At 40.9% G+C, this 26,155-nt stretch carries 19 protein-coding genes; 3 read left to right on the forward strand and 16 right to left on the reverse strand.

What is annotated here, in order from left to right:
- Positions 1 to 26: 26 nt before the first annotated feature.
- Positions 27 to 962 (reverse strand): bifunctional riboflavin kinase/FAD synthetase, encoded by a 936-nt coding sequence (gene ribF / locus L3V77_RS14155; protein WP_275134721.1) that lies wholly within the window; start codon positions 960 to 962, stop codon positions 27 to 29.
- Between the two features lie 166 nt (positions 963 to 1,128).
- Positions 1,129 to 2,688 (reverse strand): murein biosynthesis integral membrane protein MurJ, encoded by a 1,560-nt coding sequence (murJ, locus tag L3V77_RS14160; RefSeq protein ID WP_342752038.1) that lies wholly within the window; start codon positions 2,686 to 2,688, stop codon positions 1,129 to 1,131.
- 257 nt (positions 2,689 to 2,945) lie between these two features.
- Here murJ and rpsT point away from each other — a divergent pair, with 257 nt between their 5' ends.
- Positions 2,946 to 3,206, forward strand: coding sequence for a 30S ribosomal protein S20 (rpsT, locus tag L3V77_RS14165; RefSeq protein WP_195704231.1), 261 nt, complete (start codon positions 2,946 to 2,948; stop codon positions 3,204 to 3,206).
- 90 nt (positions 3,207 to 3,296) lie between these two features.
- Here rpsT and L3V77_RS14170 read toward each other — a convergent pair whose 3' ends face one another.
- Complete coding sequence (locus L3V77_RS14170; protein ID WP_195704232.1) at positions 3,297 to 3,593, reverse strand: metalloregulator ArsR/SmtB family transcription factor; 297 nt, start codon at positions 3,591 to 3,593, stop codon at positions 3,297 to 3,299.
- Between the two features lie 149 nt (positions 3,594 to 3,742).
- The gene (nhaR, locus tag L3V77_RS14175) at positions 3,743 to 4,633 is read right to left on the reverse strand and encodes a transcriptional activator NhaR (RefSeq protein ID WP_275134722.1); all 891 of its coding nucleotides are present in this window, start codon (positions 4,631 to 4,633) and stop codon (positions 3,743 to 3,745) included.
- A gap of 356 nt (positions 4,634 to 4,989) precedes the next feature.
- On the opposite strand from nhaR, the gene L3V77_RS14180 reads away from it, so the two are divergent.
- On the forward strand, positions 4,990 to 6,156 hold the full coding sequence (locus tag L3V77_RS14180) for a Na/Pi symporter (RefSeq protein ID WP_331275667.1): 1,167 nt from the start codon (positions 4,990 to 4,992) through the stop codon (positions 6,154 to 6,156).
- A gap of 174 nt (positions 6,157 to 6,330) precedes the next feature.
- Here L3V77_RS14180 and L3V77_RS14185 read toward each other — a convergent pair whose 3' ends face one another.
- The 4 genes from L3V77_RS14185 to rppH form a co-directional block, all read right to left on the reverse strand.
- The gene (locus tag L3V77_RS14185; protein WP_275134723.1) at positions 6,331 to 7,182 is read right to left on the reverse strand and encodes a thymidylate synthase; all 852 of its coding nucleotides are present in this window, start codon (positions 7,180 to 7,182) and stop codon (positions 6,331 to 6,333) included.
- Entirely contained in the window at positions 7,183 to 7,998 is an 816-nt protein-coding gene (lgt, locus tag L3V77_RS14190) for a prolipoprotein diacylglyceryl transferase (protein ID WP_195704236.1), read from the reverse strand. It lies immediately after the preceding gene.
- A 106-nt stretch (positions 7,999 to 8,104) separates the two neighbouring features.
- Positions 8,105 to 10,354, reverse strand: a complete 2,250-nt coding sequence (ptsP, locus tag L3V77_RS14195; RefSeq protein WP_275134724.1) for a phosphoenolpyruvate--protein phosphotransferase — start codon at positions 10,352 to 10,354, stop codon at positions 8,105 to 8,107.
- 2 nt (positions 10,355 to 10,356) lie between these two features.
- Entirely contained in the window at positions 10,357 to 10,875 is a 519-nt protein-coding gene (gene rppH, locus L3V77_RS14200) for an RNA pyrophosphohydrolase (RefSeq protein ID WP_275136782.1), read from the reverse strand.
- Between the two features lie 609 nt (positions 10,876 to 11,484).
- Between rppH and mutH the strand changes: the two genes are divergently transcribed.
- Complete coding sequence (gene mutH / locus L3V77_RS14205; RefSeq protein WP_275134725.1) at positions 11,485 to 12,150, forward strand: DNA mismatch repair endonuclease MutH; 666 nt, start codon at positions 11,485 to 11,487, stop codon at positions 12,148 to 12,150.
- Positions 12,151 to 12,173: 23 nt separating this feature from the next.
- Here the strand turns inward: mutH and L3V77_RS14210 are convergent, their stop codons facing one another.
- The 8 genes from L3V77_RS14210 to hrpB form a co-directional block, all read right to left on the reverse strand.
- Complete coding sequence (locus tag L3V77_RS14210; protein ID WP_195704239.1) at positions 12,174 to 12,617, reverse strand: cytidine/deoxycytidylate deaminase family protein; 444 nt, start codon at positions 12,615 to 12,617, stop codon at positions 12,174 to 12,176.
- Between the two features lie 233 nt (positions 12,618 to 12,850).
- Positions 12,851 to 13,165 (reverse strand): DUF6482 family protein, encoded by a 315-nt coding sequence (locus tag L3V77_RS14215; protein ID WP_275134726.1) that lies wholly within the window; start codon positions 13,163 to 13,165, stop codon positions 12,851 to 12,853.
- Positions 13,166 to 13,663: 498 nt separating this feature from the next.
- Positions 13,664 to 13,915 (reverse strand): hypothetical protein, encoded by a 252-nt coding sequence (locus L3V77_RS14220; protein ID WP_275134727.1) that lies wholly within the window; start codon positions 13,913 to 13,915, stop codon positions 13,664 to 13,666.
- 566 nt (positions 13,916 to 14,481) lie between these two features.
- A complete protein-coding gene (locus tag L3V77_RS14225) occupies positions 14,482 to 15,810 on the reverse strand; it encodes a sigma-54 dependent transcriptional regulator (RefSeq protein WP_275134728.1) in 1,329 nt (442 codons plus the stop codon).
- 231 nt (positions 15,811 to 16,041) lie between these two features.
- The gene (gene acnB, locus L3V77_RS14230; protein ID WP_275134729.1) at positions 16,042 to 18,639 is read right to left on the reverse strand and encodes a bifunctional aconitate hydratase 2/2-methylisocitrate dehydratase; all 2,598 of its coding nucleotides are present in this window, start codon (positions 18,637 to 18,639) and stop codon (positions 16,042 to 16,044) included.
- 243 nt (positions 18,640 to 18,882) lie between these two features.
- Positions 18,883 to 21,186 (reverse strand): patatin-like phospholipase family protein, encoded by a 2,304-nt coding sequence (locus L3V77_RS14235; protein WP_275136783.1) that lies wholly within the window; start codon positions 21,184 to 21,186, stop codon positions 18,883 to 18,885.
- 110 nt (positions 21,187 to 21,296) lie between these two features.
- The gene (gene mrcB, locus L3V77_RS14240) at positions 21,297 to 23,690 is read right to left on the reverse strand and encodes a penicillin-binding protein 1B (protein ID WP_275134730.1); all 2,394 of its coding nucleotides are present in this window, start codon (positions 23,688 to 23,690) and stop codon (positions 21,297 to 21,299) included.
- Positions 23,687 to 26,152: an ATP-dependent helicase HrpB gene (hrpB, locus tag L3V77_RS14245; protein WP_275134731.1), complete on the reverse strand. Its 2,466-nt coding sequence runs from the start codon at positions 26,150 to 26,152 to the stop codon at positions 23,687 to 23,689. Before hrpB ends, mrcB begins: the two co-directional genes overlap by 4 nt.
- Positions 26,153 to 26,155 lie beyond the last annotated feature (3 nt).

Below are 26,155 nucleotides of genomic sequence, written 5' to 3' on the forward strand. Positions count from 1 at the left end.
TAGACATTATTTAACCGACATTTCGGCTAATTCTCTAGCTGATGCAACCACACCCTTGCCGCTTCAGCATCTAATTTAATTTGTTGTTTCAGTGCTTCGAACGAATCGAAACGTTTTTCATCTCGAAGTTTCTTCAATAAGGCAACTTCGAGCTGCTTTCCATATAAGTTATCACTAAAATCAAATAGGTGTACTTCTAACTGTTGACGAACACCATTTACAGTAGGCCGTTGACCTATATTCGCGACACCACCAAAAGGCTTATTGCCGACACCATGTACTTGTACTACATACACACCGGATACAGGTGAAACGCAACGCTTTAACGGTATGTTAGCTGTTGGAAAACCGATGGTTCTGCCTAGCTTTTGTCCGTGAGACACACGACCATTAATACTATATGCTCGGCCAAGCAGCATTTCCGCCGCCGCTAAGTCATTGTCGCTAAGTGCCTTTCTAATAGCCGTACTACTGACTCTCTGTTCATGTACACAGAAACTTTGTGTACTCACTACTTTAAAGCCATATTTTTTGCCCGCGTCTTGAAGCATAGAGAAATTTCCTGCTCTATCTCTACCGAAGCAAAAATCATCGCCTACAACCAAAAATTTAACATCTAACCGCTTAACTAATAAGTCACGAATAAAGGACTCAGCTGACCATTCAGCGAAACGCTTGTTAAAGTTAACACACAACAATCGGTCAACGTTCAATTTCTTCAGTTGAACGTATTTGTCGCGTAAACGACTGAGCCTTGCTGGCGCCTTATCTCTGGCAAAAAGCTCCATCGGCTGAGGCTCAAAAGTCATGACTGTTGAGACAAGGTCCAAAAGCTTAGCTTGGTGAGCAACCTGACTTAATACTTTCGAGTGTCCTAAATGAACCCCATCAAAATTACCAATAGTCAGAACGCATCCTTTATGATGCGCTTTTATATTGTGAATGCCTCGAATCAGTTCCATTGGATCAATTACAAACTCAAATTTATTAATATCATTAGTGCGAAACCGACGGATTATATACCAAACATCCTTTGTCCGTAACTGCTTTTATAGCTAAGCAACGTAACACAATTCCCTTAATATCCAAGAATATTCTTAGCTGCTTGCCTTTTAAAGAAAAAAACAACTATTTAACGGGTGATAATTGGCTCATACGTACACCCAATATCACTGCCGTAAGTAGGTACGTTATCCCCCCAGCCCCGATCAATGCCGCGAGTACCAACACTCGTTCCATTAATGACCAATCAAGCCATAAAGTCATATCGGGTAACTGCCAACGGAGGGCATAGACCATCACTACTCCCGCGACAACTAAACGTAATACAAACATCATAGTTTGCTTAGAACATCTGTACACATCGGCTATGTGCAAACCACGATACAGTAACGCCATATTTACAAATGCAGACAGAGCGGTTGCCATCGCCAAACCTACATAGCCATAAAAATAGGCAAAAATAGCATTGAAGACCATATTTGACACCATCGCAATGATGCCATATTTCACAGGCGTTCTAGTATCTTGTCGCGAATAATACCCTGGAGCGAGTACCTTAATAAGCATGAAATTGAGCAAGCCAGATGCATAGGCAAACAGAGACAATGAGGCTTGCTGAACATCATATACGGAAAACTCTCCACGCATAAAAAGCACCATTAACATAGGCTTAGCTAACAACATTAATCCGAGCATTGCTGGAAGGCCTAACAACACAACCATGCGAACACCCCAGTCCATCGTATTTTTAAAACCGATGCTATGAGCGTCAACATGATTTCGCGAAAGCGCAGGAAGAATAACCGTTGCAATTGCAATACCGAACAAACCCAGAGGAAACTCTAAAAGACGATCAGAGTAATAGAGCCAACTAATAGAACCTGTCCCTAAAAAACTGGCAATAAACGTGTCCAACAAAAGATTAATTTGACTAACAGAAACACCAAATAAAGCAGGAATCATCAAGGTGCGAATCTTAACCACACCCGGGTCACTCCAGCCCCACTGCGGTTTCACTAACATTTTCTCCTTCATCAAGAATGGAATTTGAAAAATAAATTGAACTGCTCCTCCCAAAAACACCCCAATGGCGAGACCGATTTCCGGTTGTGCTAAGTTTGGTGAGATAAATAGGGCAGAACCAATAATCATCACATTGAGAAATACAGGAGTGAAAGACGATACGGCGAACTTCCCTAAGGTATTTAATATTGCCCCTGAAAGTGCAACAAAAGTAATAAACCACAGATAGGGGAAGGTAATCTTCAACATCAAACTGGCAAGTTCAAACTTGTGTGCCGAAGGACCATCGTTAAGCCAATCAATGTACCAACCTGCGCCAAAAAGAGCGGTTACAACGCCAGAGCCTACTACGCCAAACAAAGTCACTATCGTGACTAACACGCCTAATGTACCCGATACCTTTGCGATCAGTTCTTGCGTTTTATCTTTATCACCAAGCGCTTGGTATTCGGTTAATACGGGAACAAATGCCTGAGAAAATGCACCTTCAGCAAATAGACGCCTTAAAAAATTCGGAATTTTGTTGGCAAAGAAGAATACATCCGCACTTGCCCCTGCGCCTATTAGATTCGCGACAACCACATCACGGACTAAACCCAACACACGTGAAATAAGCGTCATCGCACTGACAATTAAGCCTGACTTTAGGAGTCGCTTGCTCACAAACACCTCTTTTATATAGATAATTAGGGACGTTATACACCAGATTCTCACAACCATCCATATTGGTTGGTTTATTTAATGGCATTGGCATAGAAATACTGTTAGAATCCCGCCATCTTAACCGCGTTAACCTAACTATTCCAAAAATTGTGTGGATTAGCTGGGTTTTTGCACAAATCATTTGACATATTGGCGATAAAGAGGCATATTCCTCCGCCTTAAATTGTCACCAAACTAAGTTTCTGGGAGTTAGACCCTTGGCAAACAGTAAATCTGCTAAGAAGCGCGCTATCCAAGCTGAGAAACGTCGTCAGCATAATGCTAGTCGTCGTTCTATGATGCGCACTTACATGAAAAAAACAATCGCCGCTATTGAAGCTGGCGATAAAGAAGCTGCAACAACTGCATTAGCAGTAGTTTCACCAATTCTAGACCGTATGGCGAATAAAGGCGTTATTCATAAGAATAAAGCTGCGCGTCATAAGTCTCGTTTCGCTTCTGCAATCAAAGCGCTTTAATTAACCCTAGGGTTTTTAAAGATTTGATTTAAGATAAAAAAAACCGGCGATTGCCGGTTTTTTTATATCTGTAATTTGAGAATTATAAGCTCAAGATCCGCAATACAAAGAATGAAGCAAGCGAATCATCTCTTTTACTTCGCGACTATATAGCGAATAGTATACTGTCTGTGCTTCTTTTCTTGTCGAAACAAGCCCATCCCGTCTTAACCATGCTAAGTGTTGAGACAAAGCAGATTGACTGAGGCTTAGTTTTGTACACAGTTCACCTACAGATAATTCCTGATCATGCAATATACAAAGGATTTGTAACCTTCTTTCGTTCGCCATCGCTTTCAATAAAGCAACGGCTTGAGCAGAATTTTTTTCCATATCCTGTAGGTTCATTTCGCAATCTCCATCAAACTTAAACTAGCTAGGAATGTCATTGGTTAACTCGTCTATTCTTGTAATGTCACTGTTTTTTTCCAATAATAGCGATACAAACTACCGCTATATGACGCTTTCGGCAAGTATCTACACAAGAAAACGCTAATTTAGTCAAACAAATTACTAAAATCTGCATCACAAACATTCTTTACCGCAGGGTGTTGAATCATTCTTTCTGCAAATATTACGTAATACTCTTCTTTGAGGTCGTGCACGTTTGCAATTAATTGGAGTGGTGACTCTTCAAGTATTTCAGAAAGATAAAGGTTTGGTGCGAGAAAAATGACATCTTTATGAGACTGAGCAAAGGCTTTCATCAATGCTACATCATCAAACTCACCTAAAATATTTGCCCTAATACCCTGCTGATCAAACCATTGAGACACCTTTCGTCCCATTGACGTACGACTGCCTGGTACCAGAATTTTTCTCTCTTCTAAAACAGCTGGAAAATCGATATCGTCAATTCTGCCATAACAAAAAAAACTCAACGAACACTCACCCAATTTTTTACTGTAAAGGCCGGGACTTTGAGTTGAATCAACTGGGCAGTCTGAAAGAATCATATCCAATTTATGTTGTGACAATTGTTCGAGTAAAAGCTCATGGGTTGACTCAAAACAACGCAGATGAATACTGTTATCTTCGGGGATTGTTGTCATGAGAACTTTACTCACTAGACGCTTGGAAAGGGCATCCGCTACACCAACATCAAACAATACATTTGATCGTTGACTGTAGTTTACAATATCGAGCATCTCATAGCTTAGTCCAAACATTCTGTCAGAATACTTATATATTAACTGACCAAGTTCTGTTGGTTGAACATTTCGACCATTTCGCTTTGTGAGCTTTCCACCTACCCTATCTTCGAGTGCTTTTATCTGCCCTGTGACCGTTTGAGGGGTCAAAAACAAAGCATCAGCGGCTTTAGATACAGAACCTTGCTTGCACACCATCCAAAAATAGTAGAGATGGTTATAATTCAAATGTGACATGGTAAATTCCAGAATTCTTTTGACCTAGCTTACTTGATACGCTGTGTTAAACCTAATTTTCGTTATATCCGAACTAAATCCTGATAATGACTGGTTTTTCCGAAGTTTTATATATCGAAGATGACAGTAAATTTGGTGCGATGTGCACTTTTTTGTCAATTTGTAGGTTAACCTTACAAGAAAACATTAAGGTTAAAACATTTTATCTATTAATTTTCATATAGATAGAGATTTTTTCAGACCATACACCCCCCCCTAAAACGACACTAAACTAAATCATCAATTTTATAAAAGTGTAATATTATTGAAATATTCATTCTCTACTATTCCGATCAGATAAGTAAACTGACTTAAATATGGTCCTGGAGAAAAAAATGAACCAAGCGACAACGAGCGCTACACCGCGACAAAGCTCTATTAAGAATTTGATGCGTTGGGCGAACTTGGTATTCATGCTTTATTTACTTCTGCTTGCTGTTTCAATGGTAGGTGGTGGCTTCAAACTTGCTACTGGCGAGCAAGCTAAGACACTCTTTGAATTCGCTTCTCACCCCGTAGCTGGTCTAATGATAGGTTTAGTCGCAACGGCTCTCATCCAATCATCTAGTACTGTCACGTCTATCATTGTGGGTTTGGTAGCAGGTGGTTTACCTGTTGAAACCGCTATTCCAATGATCATGGGTGCCAATATAGGGACCACTGTAACCAATACCTTAGTCAGCCTAGGACATATGCGTTGCAAAGTTGAATTTAAACGTGCCTTTGCCAGTGCCACTGTTCACGATTTCTTTAATTTGCTTGCGGTGCTGATATTCCTACCAATCGAAATGATGTTTGGTATGTTAGAAAAAATATCCCATTGGTTAATTTCTCCTATGCTTGCCACTGGCGATATGAGTATAAAAGGATTTAACTTTGTTAAACCTATCACTAAACCTGTCATATCAGCGCTCAAAGAGCCTCTAGGTGCATTTAGTGACAGTATTGCTGGTATCATTCTTATTGCCCTAGGTATCACCACCGTTTTCCTAGCGATCACTGTGATGGGCAAATTAATGAAGAAACTGATGGTTGGTCGTGCAAAAGACATTCTTCAAAGCGCGATAGGTAAAGGTCCAATACACGGTATCGTATCAGGTTCCATTGTTACCGTTTTGGTGCAGTCTTCGTCTACGACAACAAGCTTGATGGTGCCACTCGTAGGTACAGGCGTACTCAAAGTAAGAGATATCTACCCATTCACCTTAGGTGCTAACATAGGTACTTGTATCACGGCTTTACTTGCTGCAACTGCTGTAACGGGGGAATATGCCGTATTTGCGTTACAAATTGCACTGGTTCATTTAACCTTTAATATCCTCGCAACTGTATTTATATTTGGTATTCCATTCTTACGTGAATTACCACTTAAAGGCGCAGATATTATTTCAGATATGGCAATGAAAAATAAATCCGTCGTCGCTATCTATTTAATTGCTGTATTCATTGTAATGCCAGGTGCCATTCTCGCTTTAACGACTTAATGTGATCTTAAGCTGACTTAAATTAGCGAACTCTAAAACGTAGAACGAACAGCAAGCTAAGTAAGTTCATGTTCCGTCAGTTTTCCAGATTGATATAAAGGTTCGCAGAAGTAAAAAATCCCCAGCCATCTTGGATGCTGGGGATTTTTAATTAATGTCTTCATAGGGTCGAGACTATACCGAAAACGGGTACTTAATCGCATCATGACTTTCGTAGCCAATCACTTCAAAATCATCTAATGTGACCCAAGTCTCCAAGTCTTCTAGAGATTGAATCTTAGGGTTTATTTTCAGTTGTGGTGCAACAAGAGGCTCCCTTTTTAATTGAACGTCTCTCATCAGTTCTAATTGATCTTCATAGATATGACCATTAACTATCTTATGATAGGCCAATCCCGCTTTTTTACCGGTAATCTGAGCCATAATAGCCAAAAATACATGTACCTGAACCATATTGAAATTAAGCCCCAATGGCACATCACATGAGCGTTGAGTGCTATTCAAATACAAGGTATCACCTAGCAATGAAAAGTGATGACTGTACATACAAGGCCTTAAACAACCCATGTGAAATTCACCAGGATTATAAAAATTTAAGATTTCGCCTCGATCATCATTACCGTTCGTTAAATCATCAACAATTTTTTTTAGTTGATCGACAAAACCACCGTCTGGTTTAGCCCACCTACGCCCTTGAACACCATATACTCTGCCCATATCATCGTCACCTTTACGATATGGGTTCTGCAGCCAAGCCTCATTTAAGTTTGCATTCGCATCCCAAGTTTTGGCGCCCAAATGACGAAAATCTTCCGCATTATCATAGCCTCGAATATAACCAAGTAGCTCTGCAACAGCGGCTTTCCAAAAACTCTTTCGAGTTGTCACAAGGGGAAGTTGGTTATTACCTACATCATAGGTTAAATCCGCATTAATAACCGTCAGGCAACGCTTACCTGTTCGACTATTTTCAATCCAAACCCCTTCGTCAACAATACGTTGGCACAAATCTAAATACTGCTTCACTTATTTACCTTTAACCGTTTGTATACGACTATCTGTTTTGTACGCCCAAATCATCATCAAAATACCAATTATAATCATTGGAGAAGAGAGTATTTGTCCCATAGACACAAAATTACCAAATAACCCTAAATGCTCATCGGGTTCTCGGAAATACTCGACAATAAAGCGAAACGAACCATAACCAATTAAGAATAACCCCGATACCGCTCCGGCTGGTCGAGATTTTCGAATAAATACATTCAATATTACAAAGAGTACAACACCTTCTAGAAAGGCTTCATAAAGCTGCGACGGGTGTCTTGGTAAATAACCACCGCTAGGAAAAAGAACCCCCCAAGAAACATCAGTAACACGCCCCCAGAGTTCATCATTCATAAAGTTACCGAGTCGACCCAACCCCAAGCCAAAAGGAACCAGCGGAGCGACAAAGTCTGCAATACTGAAAAATGTACGACGGTTCCGATATCCATACCATCCCATTGCGGATATAACACCAATCAATCCACCATGGAATGACATACCACCTGTCCAGACTTTAAATAAATACAGTGGGTCATCCAAAAACAGATCAAAATGATAAAACAACACGTAGCCGATTCTACCTCCTACCACTACACCTAAAAAACCGGCAAATAGTAAGTCCGAAACCTGTTCTCTTGTCCATCCGCTATTGGGTTGATCCGCTCTTCTATTTGCCAACCAAATAGCGAACATAAACCCAAATAAATACATCAATCCATACCAACGAACCGAAACAGGTCCAAGAGACACGAGGATAGGATCAATCTGTGGAAACTCAATAAAGCCTTGAGCCATAATAATTTACTTCCTTAATTGCATAGCTGGCTATGCGGATAACAACATTTTACCCGCAACATCACGCAAAAATACAGCAAAGACACCCTTAAGACCAAAAGAACGTTTATTGCTTTCCTGCGCGAGTAAAACCTGCGAGATTCTTGTTTTCTAAATATTTCAACATCATAGTATATGTATCTTTGCTATAGCGCTTAGTCAAAGCTTTGTCAGAAAATGATTTTAATTCTGCTGCGCTTGTTTGTCTCAATAGATATTTTACCCGGGCCACATTTGAAGTATTCATGCTTAACGAACGATATCCTAAACCAACAAGCAACAATGCACCAACAGGATCGCCAGCCAACTCACCGCATAAGCTCACCGGGATATTGTATTGATTACACGTATCAAGTATTTGCTTCAATGCCATGATAACGGCGGGGTGGATAGATTCATAAATATCAGAAACGCGAGAGTTATTACGATCTACCGCCAGCAAATATTGAGTAAGATCATTACTCCCTACAGAAACAAAATCAACTTTATCCGCAACCATCGGCAGTAAATAGATCATAGATGGAACTTCAACCATGATACCTATCTCAGGTTTAGCGACTTTGGGCTCAAATTGCTTAACTTCAGTAAACGCCTGATCGATAAGTTTTAACGCTTCGTCTAACTCCTGGCAGCTAGACACCATGGGTAATAATATACGTAAATTATCCAAACTAATGCTCGCCCGCAACATTGCCCTTAACTGAATAATAAATATATCTGGGTGATCTAACGTAAAACGTATGCCCCTCCAACCAAGAAATGGATTATCTTCTTCTATAGGAAGGTATGGCAGTGGCTTATCTCCGCCAATATCCAAAGTTCGCATTACCACCTTTTTGTTGATATACGCCTTTAGGACACATCTATATTGTTGAGCCTGCTCATCCTCTGAAGGGAATCGATGCTGTAATAAAAATTGAATTTCTGTCCTGTAAAGACCGACACCATCAACACCTTTATTAATGGCTATATTTGTATCGGCACTCAGACCTGCATTTAACAATACTTCAATCTTTGTTCCATCATTAGTGCAGGCATCTTGACTAAGTTCTCCCTCAACCATTTGAGAAAGCTCAAATTCTTCACCTTGTAATGACCGGTATTCTTGTAATAACTGATCGTTGGGCTCAACCAAGATCTTACCGCTGTACCCATCAACAACACCCATACGACCATGGATAGCTTCTGGTGATAAATTAGCACCCATTATGGCAGGGACACCTAATGCTCGAGACAGAATAGCAGCGTGCGAATTAGCGGCACCTTCTAATGAAATAACCGCTAACAATTGTTCCTTAGGCACGCCTGCCAATATTGATGCTGTAAGCTCTCTAACAACTAGAATAACGGGCTTTTTTAGAACGATTTGACCAGATTCAGAATTGTGTAGAAAATAAAGCAACCTTTGCCCTAGCTCTTTAATATCCTGAGCTCTTTCGCGCATATACACATCACTCATTTGAGCAAATCGATGTGAATAAGTCTCCACGACTTGTCTCAACGCCCAATCAGCTCTATCACCTTTGTTTATCTGCGCTTTAAGGTCTGCACGCAACATTGGGTCATTTAACAAGTGAGTGAATAAGTCAAAAATCGCCAATGCATCTTTATTTAACTCGCCATCGAATTTTTTGCGCATTCGCCGAAAATCGGTAATTGCATTCTCGATCGCCAACATTAACCATTCATGTTCTTGTTCGGTATTTACAGCAGAAGCGGGTAAAACGTTTGAGAGTTCAGGTTGGGTATTGTCCCACCAGAATGGACCTACAGCGACACCTGGAGAAGCCGCAATACCAGAGATGCTTATTGTCTTTTGTTCCGCAAGCAACCAATGGCCCTTCGTTTGGGCATGAGCAACGATAACTGCTACCTGTGCGGCAAGTGTCATCAAAAATGACTCTTCGATTTCACTAAACAATCGAGGCGATTTTTGCTGAATGACTAAAACGCCTAAGACTTGTTTTCGGTGAATGATTGGCGTACCAAGAAATGAATGGTAAACCTGCTCACCTAATTGAGGAAAAAATTTATAATTTGGATGTTTTGAGGCTTCCGCTAGATTTAGCGGTTCGGCACTGCGACGCACCAGTCCCACAAGTGCCTCAGAGTAATCTATATGAATAGAATGACCTTGCAATTGCAGACCTTGAGTTGCCATTAACTCAAGCCGCTGCTGCTGATCATTAGCCAAATAAACAGTACAGCAGTCTGTTTGCATCGCAATACACGTTTCTTTAACCAAAAGGTTCAAAGCTTGATGAACATCATCAAGCCTTATAACCTTTTCAACTATATCCCTCAGCTGAGTTAGCATTGCTATCCTCTACGGTTTTTACGTTTACCTTTCGACTTTCGCTCCTTAAAAGGCATAGCTAAAGAAGCAAATTCTTTCATCGCACGCCTATAGACATCACGTTTGAATGAAACAACTTGCCTAACAGGGTACCAAAAACTAACCCAACGCCAACCATCAAACTCAGGGGTATTACCACGTTGCATATTGACTTGCGACTCATCGCTAATCATGCGCAGTAAAAACCATTTCTGTTTTTGCCCGATACAAACAGGTTTAGAATCCCAACGAACAAGGCGCTTTGGTAGGCGATACCTTAACCAATGACGGCTTGTTGCTACTATTTTTACATCCTGTTTAGTAAGACCAACTTCTTCGTATAGCTCTCTGAACATCGCTTGCTCAGGAGTTTCTCCGTCATCAATTCCCCCTTGAGGAAACTGCCAAGAATGTTGCCCGTATCGTTTAGCCCAGAATACCTGACCATGGTTGTTACAAATCACGATTCCCACATTTAAGCGGTAACCATCGCCATCGATCACTGGCCAACCTCTAGAAAATTCTCGTTGGCATGATTTTTTCACATATCCCTAGATGTCGCAAACTTACAGTGTAAGTTTAGGTAATATTTATTAGCCAACACTCACTTTTGAATAAACTCTAGCCAATATACTAGTTATCAACACTATCTAATGACACCTAACCAATTTATTCACTTTTTCTGTGAATAAGTTTGTGAAGAATTCCAGTGAACTAAATCCACTTGCTCATTCATTACACAAGGATAAAAAACGCTTCACAAGAATAATTAAAAGAAATCATAATTTAACAACAAGTTACATAAGTACCAAAGGATCAACTGTCGCAAAAAATGGCTAAAGATCTTCATCTTTTTTTGATCGGTTAAAGATCAACCACAGGGGTTCTTATCCACATCATTGATCCTAACTTTCATTATTTGACGATAATATCAACTCCAAAATCCGACCAAAACCACTGTTAATTGATCCAGTTACAATTAATATTGCGTTTTTTCTGACAAGCCTGTGGATAACTAGGATTCATCTCAAATAAAAGGCATAGATCCTCATAGATACTCCGTTCTTTCTCTGGAGTTTGTTACAATAACTTTTTTAGTCTAGTGGTCAATAATGAAACCAGAACCAAAAACCGAGGCGGAGCTCTTGCAAAGAGCGTTAGATATTGCAGGACTTTCATTTCTTGAGCTCGCAGAAGATGCGAATATGACCGTTCCTCCAGATTTAAAACGCGACAAAGGTTGGGTTGGTCAATTACTTGAATGGCACCTGGGTGCTACAGCAGGAAGCAAACCACAACAAGATTTCTTGGATCTAGGAATAGAGCTTAAGAGCATTCCTATTAGTTACACAGGAAAACCACTAGAAACGACCTTTGTATGTGTCGCACCACTCGTCGGTGTACATGGTTTAACTTGGCAGACAAGTCATGTACGACAAAAACTATCCAAAGTACTTTGGATCCCGATTGAAGGTGAACGCGAAATACCGTTAGCGGATCGTAAGGTAGGATCGCCGATCTTATGGTCACCGAACAAAGAAGAACAAGATCAACTTCAACTAGATTGGGAAGAGTTAATGGAGATGATCGTTTTAGGCCAAGTAGAGCAGATAACGGCGAGACATGGAGAGGTTTTGCAGTTAAGACCCAAAGCAGCCAATAGTCGAGTCCTAACACAAGCGTATGGCGCAACAGGAAAGCCAATAAAAACGACGCCAAGAGGCTTTTACTTAAGAACTCAGTTCACTCATAAAATATTGAAGCGGCACTTTTCTTAATGCCGCTATCAAACGTCAATCGACTACTTAATTTCTGAAATTGGTAACCAATCTACCTTTACACCTGCTTGCAAAAACATATCTTGGCTAACGTTGATTTTATCTTCCCAACGAGAGAGAAAATCTTCTGTTTGTTCAGGACAATGTACGCTAGCAATACCAGTCTGAATAATCTTCGCCGCACAATTTGGACACGGAAAATGTGTCACCCAAATTTCACAGCCATCGAGATCCCGCTTAGCAAACAAAATCGCATTTTCTTCCGCATGGAGAGTTTTAAGGTATTTCATATCACGATCATCAGTACTGGCACTATCTGAAACACCATGCGGATAGCCATTAAAACCAACGGATACGATGCGATTTTTTTCAGTAATTACCGCACCAACTTGTGTGGAAGGATCTTTACTCCATGAACCCACTAACTCAGCCATTTGAAAAAAACGCTGTGCCCATTTTGAAATCATTCTAACGTCCTCAATTATCGATCATTTATTCGACAAAAAATCATGGCCAACTACTGCTTGATCTTACTATCTCAAAGGCTAAAAAAGAACTAGCCAAATCAGAAAGATAAGACTAGCTCATTAGGTATGCAAGCGAAACTTATGTTTCGCGTGTGTTAACGTCCTTACGGAGACCAATTCGTTAGATACAATGTATTCGATAAAACGAAGATCAATGTAGTCGATACCAATTTCTAATGTGTCTGCAAGGACATTTCTATATCATGATAAGGAATAGAGTCACCAATGGCACTGCATTCATCATCTGTGTTGTGCAAACGTAAATAGATAGACTCCACACCTAATCGTGAAAGAACATCCTTAACTTGCTCAAGAGATGAAAAATGCATCGGTTCTCCATCTTTGTGAACGGGTTCCAATTTATGCTTGTATTCCACCGCAAGTAGATAATTTGACAGATCTTCACAACCAATGACATACAATTTTGGTGCAATATGTTTCCCAGAATGATCGGCATGTAACCAGTGTTCGAGCTGAATCTTTTGCATAGGATCCTCCTTTATTCATACTAAGCTTAGACTAGACTGCAACATTTTCTAATCATTCTTATTTTTCCAAGGTGAAACCTGTTCAATATATTCAATAAAACAGTATCAAAAAACAATTGTTATATAACACCGTCATCAACACTGACCACTCAAAAATCATATGAATTTGCATCGCTAAAGCCACGCGATGACATTGACTCCATATTATTCATCCTATTGAATAATATGGAAATTAATTATTTTTAACATTCAATACACTGATAACAAAGATGCGATTCATGCCTATCAAGACAAATTAACATAAGCACTTGTTCGCTCATGTATTATTAAATCGATAGGTACATTGGTTTAACTAATAGAGATAATGCTTAGGACTAAAGTAGTACTGGCATCTGAACATAAGCAATCAAAAAACGTTTCTCTACATTAGTTATTCTTACGTACATTTGAAAATTGGAACGGGGGAAGCCTACCAAAAGCTAGAGCTCCCCCCAACCTCTACGTGACAATTCGAGAACGGTGTACGCGACGAAGATGACGGATACGACGTTCAACGATGACATGGCGAGGTTGACTGTAACCAATAGTACGACCGTCCGTTTCAAGACCGATATCCTTTAATAGGTGTGCACTCTCCCAAGGGATATCATATACAGAACGGCGTAGCTTTCGTTTCCATACTCTTTCTTCTCTTTTCAGATCGGCTTTAACAAGAAGAACAGCAAGGTGTAAATAAATAGAACGACTCATATTTTTTCTCCAGTATGTCTGCTGGGAAAAATAACGTCTTAAAGGGGAATATTTGAAAGGTTCCCTATTTAGCTGCTATCTTTCCGCAGCCTTATAAGGTTTACGGACTAGTTAGTTATCAGATAGATCTATTCGCAAATCAGCCGCATGAGTTGCTGACATGGTTTGCGTTTTTAAGATCACAGAAGCGCAACAAAAATGAATTCGTTTTAACTGTTTCATATCGCGCCTCCTATCTAACTAATTAATCCAATTAAGAAATGTGTGAACTTCAATTCACGGTGAAATTGTAACCAAATTGTTTGTTTCTTCAACCCCTTATTTAATTAAATTATAAAATATAACTAAAACATCTAAATTTTAACGACTTATAGAAATCATAGCAACTTATTACACTGTATAACCATGAGTATTCAGAGCAAAATACTGCTCTAAAAATCTCTGTGTCATTCACATGAAGGTGATGTATGTAAATGCTACTCGCGTAAGCACTATCCTTTGGTTATGCGTATAAATGAAATAAAAAAAGCGCATCTAAGTGCGCCATTTTTTACGAAGGATAAAAACTACATTGCTTCGGTTATCAGGTTATGTTTATTGAGTAATCTGTACATAGTCGCTCTCGATACTCCTAGCTCTTTTGCAGCAGGTGATACCTGCCCATCATGCGACTCTAGAACATATATCAAGGCATCTTTTTCTGCATTCTCGCGAATAATTTTCAGACTACGTTTTCCATTTGATATCTGAGGTAAATCCAGTTGTGGTAATTCGATAATATCGCTGTCAGACATCAACACAGCGCGTTTTATCTGATTCATAAGCTCTCTTACATTTCCAGGCCAATGATATTGAGTCATCGCCTTAACCGCTTCGTCTGAAAAGTCTTTTGCCTGCGCGTTGTACTCTTTGGAATACTCCTGCAAAAACTGCTTAGCTAAAATGCCAATGTCTCCTGATCTTTCTTTAAGACTAGGAACGTTAATCCTTAAGACATTAATATAATGATACAGCTCGTCATTGAAATCTTTATCGACCAAAGCTTTTTCAATATCAGAGCTATATGCCGCCAATATTCTTACGTTAAGTTGTTTATTACCGTCGACAGTGTCTATCTTACCTTCTTGCATAAAGCGCAAAAGATTACGCTGCTGCGAGCGTGGTAACGTTAAGATGTCATTAAGAAAAAGCGTACCTTCATTTGCCTTTTCTAAGAAACATTCCACGCCTTCCTCCGCGCCAATACCAAATATTTCTTCCTGCATTCTTGCTTCTGAAAGCGCACCACAGTTAACCGTAATGAATGATTCTTTAGAACGTGCCGACATATTATGTATCGCTTTTGCTACGCTCTCTTTACCTGAACCATTTTCACCGTAGATAAGAATACTGACATCCGTGGAACCGATTCGCCTCACTTGCTCTCTCAGACGCTTAATCGATACTGATTCACCGGAAATCCCCATATCTTTAGTGCTACCAAAATTAGGCCATACTTTTTTCTCTAATTTAAGCATCCCTAATTGGTGCCCTATCGTGTTCATAAGTTGAGCATCTGGAATAGGAGAGGTAAAAAAATCAATACAGAAGTTAACGATGAACTGACAAATAGTGTCAGAACCAATTTGCGACTCTCTAATAAAAGCAATCCAACGAACGTGCTTGTGACTGCTCACTAAGTTGGCAATGCCATTTAAGCTGAATTCATCCTGACTTAAGTCGACAATACCAATACAAGGTCCGATTTCATGTAAAAGTGTATCGGCCTTACGTAAGTCGCCACATCTTTGACATTGCCAACCAGCTTGTTCTAATACAGATAACCAAGGTTCGTGCTTACCGCTTACCACTACGAGTGAGCCGGGGACAGAATCCATACGGAATTGAGTTCCCATCAAAAATCCCTTATTGTTTTATGAGAATTACATTCAAACAAAGGGTTCAACATTCGAACCGCTAAGCCAGTCCCTACATTATCAAGACATTCGCTACAATTTACTGTCTCATTATTAAGACATAGCACATGTAAGCATTCCGTCAAGTTATGCATACATTTTTAGAACTAGCATCACATTAAAAAGCCCGCTCAAATGAGCGGGCTTTTCTTAGCTAAATCAGCGAGTTTTCTAAGCTGGTTCTTGGAAAATCACCGTATCCGCTTTTTTCGTATACTGACCCATTTTGTGGAAGTTCAGGTAACGGTAGGTATCTGATGCTGTAGCATCGAGTTGTTTAGCATATTCCAGATACTCATCCTTAGTCGGAATTTTACCTAAAATAGCCCCCACAGCGGCAAGTTCGGCGGAAGCTAAGTAGACGTTTGCTCCAGTGCCTAAACGGTTAGGGAAGTTACGAGTAGACGTAGACATAACGGTTGCGTTATCCGCTACACGTGCTTGGTTACCCATACACAGTGAACAACCCGGCGTTTCAATACGCACCCCTGCTCGACCAAAAATACCATAGTACCCTTCTTCCGTAAGTTGGTCTTTATCCATCTTAGTCGGTGGTGCAATCCATAGCCGAGTATCAAGTTGCCCCGTATAATTGTCCAAGAGCTTACCAGCAGCACGGAAGTGACCAATGTTAGTCATGCATGAGCCAATAAAGACTTCGTCAATCTCTGTGCCTTGTACGTCTGATAACACACGAGCATCATCCGGATCATTCGGAGCACAAAGAATAGGCTCACTAATGTCCGCAAGGTCAATCTCTATTACATGCGTATATTCTGCATCACTATCCGCTTCCATCAACTCAGGGTTCGCGACCCACTCTTCCATCGATTTAATACGGCGCTCTATCGTGCGACGATCACCATAGCCTTCGGAAATCATCCACTTAAGCATAATAATGTTCGAACTGAGATATTCAGAAATCGATTCTTTGGACAATTTAACCGTACAACCAGCAGCTGAACGCTCTGCGGAAGCATCAGACAATTCAAATGCTTGTTCGACCGAAAGATGTTCAACACCTTCAATTTCTAGCACTCGGCCTGAGAACTCATTGATCTTACCTGCTTTCTCAACCGTCAATAGACCCTGCTTAATTCCGTAATAAGGGATAGCATGAACCAAATCACGCAATGTGATTCCTGGCTGCATTTCACCTTTAAAACGCACCAAAATAGATTCAGGCATATCTAACGGCATAACACCCGTCGCGGCAGCAAACGCAACCAAACCAGAACCTGCAGGAAAAGAGATACCTAGAGGGAAACGTGTATGAGAATCACCGCCAGTACCGACAGTATCAGGCAGCAACATCCGGTTTAACCATGAGTGAATTACACCGTCTCCAGGGCGTAAAGAGACACCTGCACGATTCATAATAAAATCTGGTAACGTATGATGCGTATTCACATCAATCGGTTTTGGATACGCAGATGTATGACAGAATGATTGCATCACTAAATCAGCTGAGAAGCCTAAACACGCCAAGTCTTTGAGTTCATCACGAGTCATAGGACCTGTCGTATCTTGCGATCCAACCGTTGTCATCTTAGGCTCACAATACGTCCCAGGACGAACACCATCTACACCGCACGCTTTACCAACCATTTTCTGAGCTAACGAATAACCTTTACCTGTGTCCACAACCTCTACAGGTCGGCGGAATACGTCTGAAGTATCAAGGCCTAGCGAGACACGAGCACGATCTGTTAGTCCGCGGCCGATGATAAGTGGGATACGGCCACCGGCACGAACTTCATCGATTAACACGTCCGTTTTCAATTCAAATTCAGCTAAAACTTCGCCACTTTCATGGCTCTTCACCTGACCTTCGAATGGATAAACGTCGATGACATCACCCATATTAAGCTTGGAGACATCGACTTCAATTGGTAGTGCACCAGCATCTTCCATTGTGTTAAAGAAGATTGGTGCAATTTTACCACCAAGGCAATAACCGCCTGCTTTCTTATTCGGAACATTAGGAATATCATCGCCCATGAACCAAAGTACAGAATTGGTTGCCGACTTACGTGAAGACCCGGTACCCACAACATCACCAACATAGACTAATTGATGACCTTTTTCTTTTAGAGCTTCGATCTGCTTAATAGGACCAATGGTCCCTGCAGCATCGGGAACTATTCCTTCACGCGCATTTTTTAGCATCGCTAATGCATGAAGTGGTATATCAGGACGAGACCATGCGTCGGGGGCTGGTGAAAGGTCATCCGTATTCGTTTCACCTGTTACTTTAAATACCGTTAAGGTGATTTTCTCTTGTAGTTTAGGTTTTGATACAAACCATTCAGCTTCAGCCCAAGAAGTAAGTACCTGTTTAGCGTACTCATTTCCTGATTTTGCTTTTTCTTCAACATCATAGAATGAATCAAACATTAGCAAAGTATGCGAAAGTGCTTTCGCGGCAATTGGAGCCAAACCGTCATCGTCTAGAAATCCGATAAGTGAATCAATGTTATAACCGCCTTGCATTGTTCCAAGCAGTTCAGTGGCTTTTTCTTTGCTTATTAACGAGGAAGATACTTCTCTTTTAGCAAGTGCCGTTAAGAAACCCGCTTTTACATAAGCGGCTTCATCTACACCTGGTGGAATTCTGTTTTCAAAAAGATCAAGAATAATGGATTCTTCACCCTTTGGTGGGTTCTTTACAAGTTCTACTAGTGCAGTAACTTGTTCAGCATTTAGGGGTTGAGCGACAACTCCCTCAGCAGCACGCTCTTCGACGTGTTTACGATAGGCTTCAAGCACGACTTCTTCCTCTCATTACGGTTTGTATATAAAAAACAAACATCCTTGGAAATATGGCTTACCACCATTTTTATTGTTGATTTGTTCCAAAATATCAACAGTGGCAATGGCCAAACTGTGCGTAGAGAATAGCAAATTTAACGAAAAATTAAAATCTAATCAATTTGACCAACATAGCAACTTACGACTAAAGTTCTACTAAAAATCATTAACAAACTTTAAACTATAAAAGGTAATACAACATCAATATGTATGACCAACAATCAAGTAATACGACTGGTAATTATCTTCTGTCAAACCATATGCAAACACAATTGGTCCTATTGGGGACGCAACACCAGCAAACACAGATCCTGCTGTATACAAGGGCGCATCAGAAATAGAAATGTCGGTATCTGACCACACTCCACCATATTCTAGAGATGCACCAAAGTAGACAGGCGCCGTAAATAAGCCGAAATCATTCTCAAACCATTTATATCGATAAACGATACTTCCAAAGAGTAGGTTCTCCCCTACTAAACTGTCTCTAGAAACACCAGACAGTCGTAAAAAACCACCGAGTTCTTTAGGCTGTATAGGTGGATTATTGCCCGTTTTATCCTCAACCAGACCATATTCAAGACCTGCAACAAAGGTGTGCTTATCAATACTAAAAGCACCACGTACTTTGGTTGAAATCTCATGAACCGTATCATTACTGTATTCGATCTCGTCACCTCCGCTAGTGTCCGTTATGGAGCGTCCACGTACGCTGTCATCAGAGATGAAGTATTCTAAATCAACAAGAAAACCTGAAGTGGGTAGACTATAATCATCCAATGTATCCAGTCGAAAACGAGCAAAAGGGCCTTGGCGAGTGTAACTAACGTCACCAAAAACAGGCAATGTGGTTAGGTTGGCTTCACCATCTATATACCGAAAGCCAACATAGGTAGAATGCCAAAATTTAGGCTGATACCCTAAAGCGGCTTCAAGCGTCAAATCAGTATAAGTCGTCGATAGTGAGTTCTCTGTAATATCTAAAGAACTGCCCGATCCAAACCCCTCGACGGGTGTGTTTTTTTTATCTTTACTATACGTAACGCTGGCCAAGCTTATTATATTAGGATTAAACAGAAACGGAGATGTCCATACCAAAGCGATTCTTCTATCTGTTCCCAAGTCCAAATTAAGCTTTAACTCGGCACCCGCGCTGTTCAAACCAGTAAAATTGGTCGACACACCAAGAGAATATTGACTATCGGAAGTGAAATCTTCTTCTAAGAAAAAGCGGAAATTCATATAATTTGGACCCCACCCTTTCTCTTTTATATCAACAATTAAATTGGTTTCATCGTTATCTGTTTCAAAATGGTAGGTAACTGTTTCAAATCGGTCTAGAGCATAAAGATTACGAACTTTTTTCTCCATTACTTCTGTTGGTATCCTTTCACCCGTTTGAATACCAAGTCTGTTGAGAACCAAACGATCATCATAATGTGAATTATTATTAAGCGTAATACGATCAATAATCAGTTCATCACCATAAGTCAGCGTTCGTCTAGCCTCTTCTTTTTCGTCAATATAGTTTTGGTACTGAGACGTTGTTATTGAATAACGGGATAATTTTTCTTTTTCTTTGAAGGCAACGTCATAACCTCGGATATAAGCCTCCGGCATTTTATCAAATTCCATCGTATCCATGTTACCAACAGAAGGGCTTAACAATGTGTCTTGCTCGGTCAATAATTTTATCTGTTCATCCGTTGTTCGGCGGACAAGGTAATTTGAAAGTTGGCCTCCAACTGCAACAAAATTTTCTATCTCGTCTTCATTGTAATATTCGCTGCTTATATCGACGGCAATAACTATATCTGCGCCCATCGCTTTCGCAAGAGCTACAGGCATGTTGTTCGTCACTCCTCCATCAACGAGTAATCTTCCATCTATTTCGTAGGGAGGTAACGCCCCAGGAACGGACATGCTTGCCATCATTGCATCGGTTAATAAACCTTTATCGATGACCACTTCTTCTAGTTCAACGATATCGGTTGCCACGGCACGATACCTAAGAGGCAGTTGATCAAAAGAGTCAAATTTAGGCAGATTACCGGAGGTTTCTCGCAGTATCTCCATCATTCCTTGGCCTTGGACAACACCTTTTGGGGAGCGAAACTCTCCAAAACCAACACCTAGGTCGGCATTAATCTGATAATGATCTTCATGGATTTTTTCTATGACTCTCCTTTCACTTCTATCAACTCTATCTCGATAGCCGCTATTCCACTCAGTTGAATAGATAAGTGATTCGATCTCATCAGCACTCATGCCTGTCGCGTAGAGCCCACCAACATACGCTCCCATACTCGTACCAGTAATAATATCTACTGGTATGTGCATTTCTTCCAGTGCTTTAAGTACACCGATGTGTGCTGCGCCTTTCGCTCCACCTCCGGCTAAAACAACAGCAATTATAGGGCGTTTATCTTTATCTGTGGTGCCCTCGTTTAATGCTGGCGTACTCTCACCTTTCGCCAATGCCAACGGTGAGAACACCGAACTCATCACAGTAACGATTATTGAACAACAAAACAGGCGTACATTTTCCACATCAAATCCTTTTACATATCGGAAAAATTAAACAGATAATAGAATGACTATAAAGCATCCCATTGTTAATCAAAAAGATTCTTTAACCACTGTGTCGGGGAGTTCTCACACGATTTTTTCAATGTACCACTTGCATCCCACACGGGCAGTTTGAACTCATTCCCACACTCTAATTTTAGACCGCCATTTTTCTGCTTAGCATAGCCCATTGTCGTCACTCCTTTTGGCCAAGGTAGCTGCAATCGTTGTGGTATTCTGAAAGATAAATACTCGTTATACACTCGTAACGCACCAGTAGAACCCGTCAGTTTTGTGGGTTTATTATCGTCCCTTCCTACCCATAAAGTCACAACTTCTCGGCCATCAACACCCACAAACCAACTGTCCCTACTATCATTGCTTGTGCCCGTTTTTCCAGCTAGACCTGCCCAACTAAACTGATTCTGTAGGTACCTTCCGGTACCTTCTAATACGGCCTTCTTCATGACATAGGTTGTTAACCATGCGGCTTGTTCATCAACGGTAACCTGTTTCCTTGGCATTGACTGATAATGTATCTCATCATTCAGATCTTTTACTACTCGCAAAGCACTAAGCGGTGCTCGCTGACCAGAATTTGTTATTGTTTGGTACATCTGAGCGACCTGATAAGGCGTCAGAGAAAATGAACCTAAAAACATAGAAGGTACGGGCCGGATCTCTTTCCTATCAACGCCTAACGCTTCCAAGGTATCGGTCACCTTAGGAATGCCTAACTTAAGCCCCAGCCTCACTGTTGGAATATTAATCGATTTAGCCATGGCCTGATAGAGCGGGACTGAACCCCGAAATTTGTTATCAAAATTTTTCGGTTTCCATACCGTTCCTTTGCTGCCTTTCAGTTGTATTGGCTCATCTTTTAAGGTGGTCGCAAGAGTATATTCATCTGGGTAAGATAACGCGGTTAAATACACCGCCGGTTTTACGAGGGAACCAATTTGTCGACTCGCATTTAACACTCGATTAAAACCGTCATAACCGGTCCTTTTTCCTCCCACCATTGCTCTAATTTCACCGGTTTTTCTGTCAACGGCAATAGCAGCAGCCTCAAGTCCTACTCCATTCTTCTTTTCCAAGTCTGGTAGTTTTCTCTCAATCGCTTTCTCTAACATAGTTTGAGAAACAGGGTCTAAGGTAGTAAATAAGGTCAACCCTGCAAATGTAGTAAATTCTCCTCCCAGTTTTTTCGCTAATTCGTTCTTGAGTTGTTGAAAATAAGCGGGTTGTCGACTTGCTATTCTAGGATTGTCTTGGATATCTAAATCACGGCTAACAGCTTGATTATATTGACCAGCAGTCACATAATCCTGTTGCATCATCAGTCTCAAAACAAGGTCTCTTCGCTTTTTAGCACGCTCAGGATTTTTTATTGGATTATAGTAAGATGGGCCTTTTACCATGCCAACAAGGAGAGCAAGCTGGTCATATCTGAGCTCTTGTACCGGAACACCAAAATAAAGACGAGATGCCAAACCAAAACCGTGTACTGCCAGCCCGCCACTTTGTCCTAGATAAACCTCATTTAGGTACGCTTCCAATATCCTATCTTTGTCATAACGGTAATCAAGAATTAACGCAATATACGCTTCACGAACCTTCCGCCAAATCGTTTTCTCTCTTGTTAAAAAAAGGTTTTTGGCTAACTGTTGGGTTAACGTGCTCCCGCCCTGAACTGTTCGCCCAGCTTTAACATTTGCCACTAAGGCGCGTAAAATAGAGGTCGGCGATACACCATCGTGTTGATAAAAATCTCTATCCTCTGTTGTTAATAGTGCATCAACTAAAAATTCTGGAAACTGATTGCGTTTCAAATAGAGACGAGTTTCACTCACCTCTTTCTCTAACATTCCAAGCATCTTCGGTTCTATACGTAAAAAACCAAGGTCACCCTTTTGCTCTAATGATTGAATTCGATTAAGCCCCAAATTGTCAAAATGAAGCATCACGTGCCTATCTGGCTGAGGGCCGTCTTCAAAATCAAACGGGCGACGAATCATTTCTACTTTTGTTGATGATGCAGAGTACTCCCCCGCATGCCTAGGGTTTCGAACCTTTTTATAAGCTAACGCATCCAACTCTTGTTTCATCTCTTTAATGCTAAATTCCATTCCAGGAGACAAGTGTAAAACACGAGCATAAACAACCGTAGGCAGATCAAAAAGTTGTCCTTCGAAGCGCTCTTTTACTACAGAATCAAAGTAGATGCCGACAAACATAATGATTGCGCCACCAGCAACCGATACCTTCCATGCTAAGCTCCACAAATTTCTTAACCAACCTCGTTTGGTTGGTTTTCCTTTGGTGGCTCGTTTACTTGACGATTTTTTCGCTACAGGCACCTTAGTCGGCGCCTTCTTTTTCGGTGCGACTTTTTTCGTCGTTAATGTTTTTTTCGGAGCTGTTTCTTTCTTATTTATCATGACTTCAACTGTCGTTTAGTTTTTGTTGTCGCAATATGATTAGCAGGATCGTCAGGCCAAGGGTGTTTAGGGTATCTTCCCTTCATCTCTTTTTGCACCTCTTTGTAACTTCCCATCCAAAAACCAGCCAAATCTGCTGTTATCTGTAGTGGGCGGTGGGCCGGCGACAGTAATTCCAATACTATCCGTTTTCGCCCATCAGCAATAAGTGGTGATGTTTTCTCACCAAACACTTCCTGCATACGAACCGAGACCATGGGTTCTGCTCCTACTTTATAAATTATTTTCTTATTGCTCCCTGTTGGAACCTGATAGTACATCGGCAATAAACCATCAATCTCTTTATTCAAAGGCCAACCAAGATAAGCCAGTAAGGCCTGAGAGAGGTCTATCCGTTCAAGGCTCTTTACGCTCACTTTACCTACCATGAATGGCTCTATCCATTTTTCCAAATGCTCGACTAAGCCATGTTCAGTTAGGTCCGGCCACGATTTCTCACTGAACCAATCTGAACCGCAACGCATTCGTTCTAAGAGAGCCAAACTAGCCGGTGTCCAATTCAAACACGAAATTCCTTTTCGACGAACAAAATTAAGTAGAGCTTGTGTCATTTTTTCTGCATTAGGTTTCGGAAGTGCTTCTTTTTTAATGATCAACTTTCCTAGTTTCAATTGCTTTTCGGCGACAAGCAGCCCTTTATTCTCATCCCAATCTATACATTCAATAGAATCGAAGATGGATGGATAAAATTGATGTAATTCGTCTATGTTTAAATTTGCGGCTACAAATACCCTGCTCGTATCCTGCCAGCTTCGCATTAGGTTAACGGCAACAACATACTCGTTTGTAGACAAAGATTCCAAATCATCAATAGAGGCTCCATGTCCATTAGCCAACAAAAACTGTCCATCCTGTCCTTTTCTCTGTTGAGCAATTCGATCTGGATACGCCAGAGCTAGGCAAAGCCCAGCTTCCTCTTCTTTTATACAACGTAGTGAGAAACTAGTACCCATTTTTTCAGCTAATTGCCTTGCTCTGTGTTCAATGACACTTTGCGATCTATTTTTTTTATGCTTTAGCGCATACAGTAACTGAGCGATATCTACATGCACCTGTGTGGACTCTTCTACAATCGGTATCAAAGCCAATGCCGTAGGCAACAAAGCCTCATTCATTTGGCGTATTTTAACTAGCATCGCAGCAAGTCTGGGGTCAATTCCGAGTTTTTGGGCAGATTTACCAAGTGATGTTAACTGTCGTGCAACGGACACTAGTCCTAACTTTTCAAGTAACGTAAAGCCTTGTTCTAGGCTTGATGTCAAAGGCGTATCTAGCCAATGAAGTTCATCTGCCTTGACGGTTCCCCATTGGATTAACTCTAAGCATAGCGGCGAGAGATCACTATGCCGTATCTCTGGTTCTGGTACTAAAGCAAACTGTTTGAATTGATCTTCACTATATAAACGAATACAGACGCCATCTTCAAGGCGGCCGGCTCTTCCCGCTCTTTGTATAGCAGAAGATTGTGCAATTTTAGCCTCTTCTAATTTCGTAACCCCAGTCCTTAAATCAAACTTAGCCACTCTCTCGAGCCCTGAGTCGATAACGATACGGATACCTTCAATTGTTAAGGATGTTTCGGCAATATTCGTCGCGAGCACAATTTTCCGGTGTCCTTTGGGACTAGGAGCAATTGCCTGCTCTTGCTCCTGAAAGGTTAATCGCCCGTAAAGAGGGTAGACCTGCGTTTTTTCATCCAGTTTTCCAAGCCCTAACGCTAACTGCTTAATGGCCCCAACACTTGGAAGAAAAACTAAAATGGAACCTTGTTCATTTCGCACTGCCTGCAAAATGACTTTGATCATACTCGGAATCAAGCGCTCGTTGACACGCAGTGGCGAGTAGCGATAGTGAATTGGAAAACCTCTGCCGTCAGATTCAATATACGCAGCTCGAGGAAGGAGGCTCTGTAACGCCTGTTGATCTAGCGTTGCCGACATCACGACAATTTTAAGGTCATCCCTCAACGCCTCTTGCACCTCTAGTGCAAAAGCAAGAGAGGTGTCAGCATGGATACTTCTTTCATGAAATTCGTCAAATATTAGTAGATCGACACCTGAAAGCTCTGGGTCAGACTGAAGCATGCGAGTCATAACCCCTTCGGTCACTATTTCAAGTTTGGTATTCGCGCCTACCTTTGTTTCACCTTTTACACGAAATCCGACTTGTTCCCCTACCTTCTCACCAAGCTGCCTTGCTAAGAAATAAGCGATATTTCTTGCCGCAAGACGTCTAGGTTCCAACATGATTATTTTACCTTTAATCACCTTATGTTTAATCAGCTGAAGTGGAAAATAGGTTGATTTCCCTGCACCCGGTTGAGCTTTAAGGATGATTTGGTCACTCTTTTCGACATGAGTTAACAGATCTGAGATAACAGTTTCAATTGGTAGTTGTGGCAAGGT

The organism is Vibrio sp. DW001 (assembly GCF_029016285.1).
Taxonomy (GTDB): domain Bacteria; phylum Pseudomonadota; class Gammaproteobacteria; order Enterobacterales; family Vibrionaceae; genus Vibrio.

Excerpts from the sequence above, each read along its gene's own strand:
- lgt (WP_195704236.1), bottom strand. The coding sequence starts at position 7,998 with ATGGCTCAAGGCTTTATTGAGTTTCCACAGATTGATCCTATCCTCGTG.
- L3V77_RS14170 (WP_195704232.1), bottom strand. The coding sequence starts at position 3,593 with ATGAACCTACAGGATATGGAAAAAAATTCTGCTCAAGCCGTTGCTTTA.
- L3V77_RS14225 (WP_275134728.1), bottom strand. The coding sequence starts at position 15,810 with ATGGGAACTCAATTCCGTATGGATTCTGTCCCCGGCTCACTCGTAGTG.
- L3V77_RS14215 (WP_275134726.1), bottom strand. The coding sequence starts at position 13,165 with ATGCAAAAGATTCAGCTCGAACACTGGTTACATGCCGATCATTCTGGG.
- L3V77_RS14220 (WP_275134727.1), bottom strand. The coding sequence starts at position 13,915 with ATGAGTCGTTCTATTTATTTACACCTTGCTGTTCTTCTTGTTAAAGCC.
- L3V77_RS14180 (WP_331275667.1), top strand. The coding sequence starts at position 4,990 with ATGGTCCTGGAGAAAAAAATGAACCAAGCGACAACGAGCGCTACACCG.
- ptsP (WP_275134724.1), bottom strand. The coding sequence starts at position 10,354 with ATGCTAACTCAGCTGAGGGATATAGTTGAAAAGGTTATAAGGCTTGAT.
- mutH (WP_275134725.1), top strand. The coding sequence starts at position 11,485 with ATGAAACCAGAACCAAAAACCGAGGCGGAGCTCTTGCAAAGAGCGTTA.
- L3V77_RS14210 (WP_195704239.1), bottom strand. The coding sequence starts at position 12,617 with ATGATTTCAAAATGGGCACAGCGTTTTTTTCAAATGGCTGAGTTAGTG.
- nhaR (WP_275134722.1), bottom strand. The coding sequence starts at position 4,633 with ATGTCACATTTGAATTATAACCATCTCTACTATTTTTGGATGGTGTGC.
- ribF (WP_275134721.1), bottom strand. The coding sequence starts at position 962 with ATGGAACTGATTCGAGGCATTCACAATATAAAAGCGCATCATAAAGGA.
- mrcB (WP_275134730.1), bottom strand. The coding sequence starts at position 23,690 with ATGATAAATAAGAAAGAAACAGCTCCGAAAAAAACATTAACGACGAAA.
- L3V77_RS14235 (WP_275136783.1), bottom strand. The coding sequence starts at position 21,186 with ATGAGTTCGGTGTTCTCACCGTTGGCATTGGCGAAAGGTGAGAGTACG.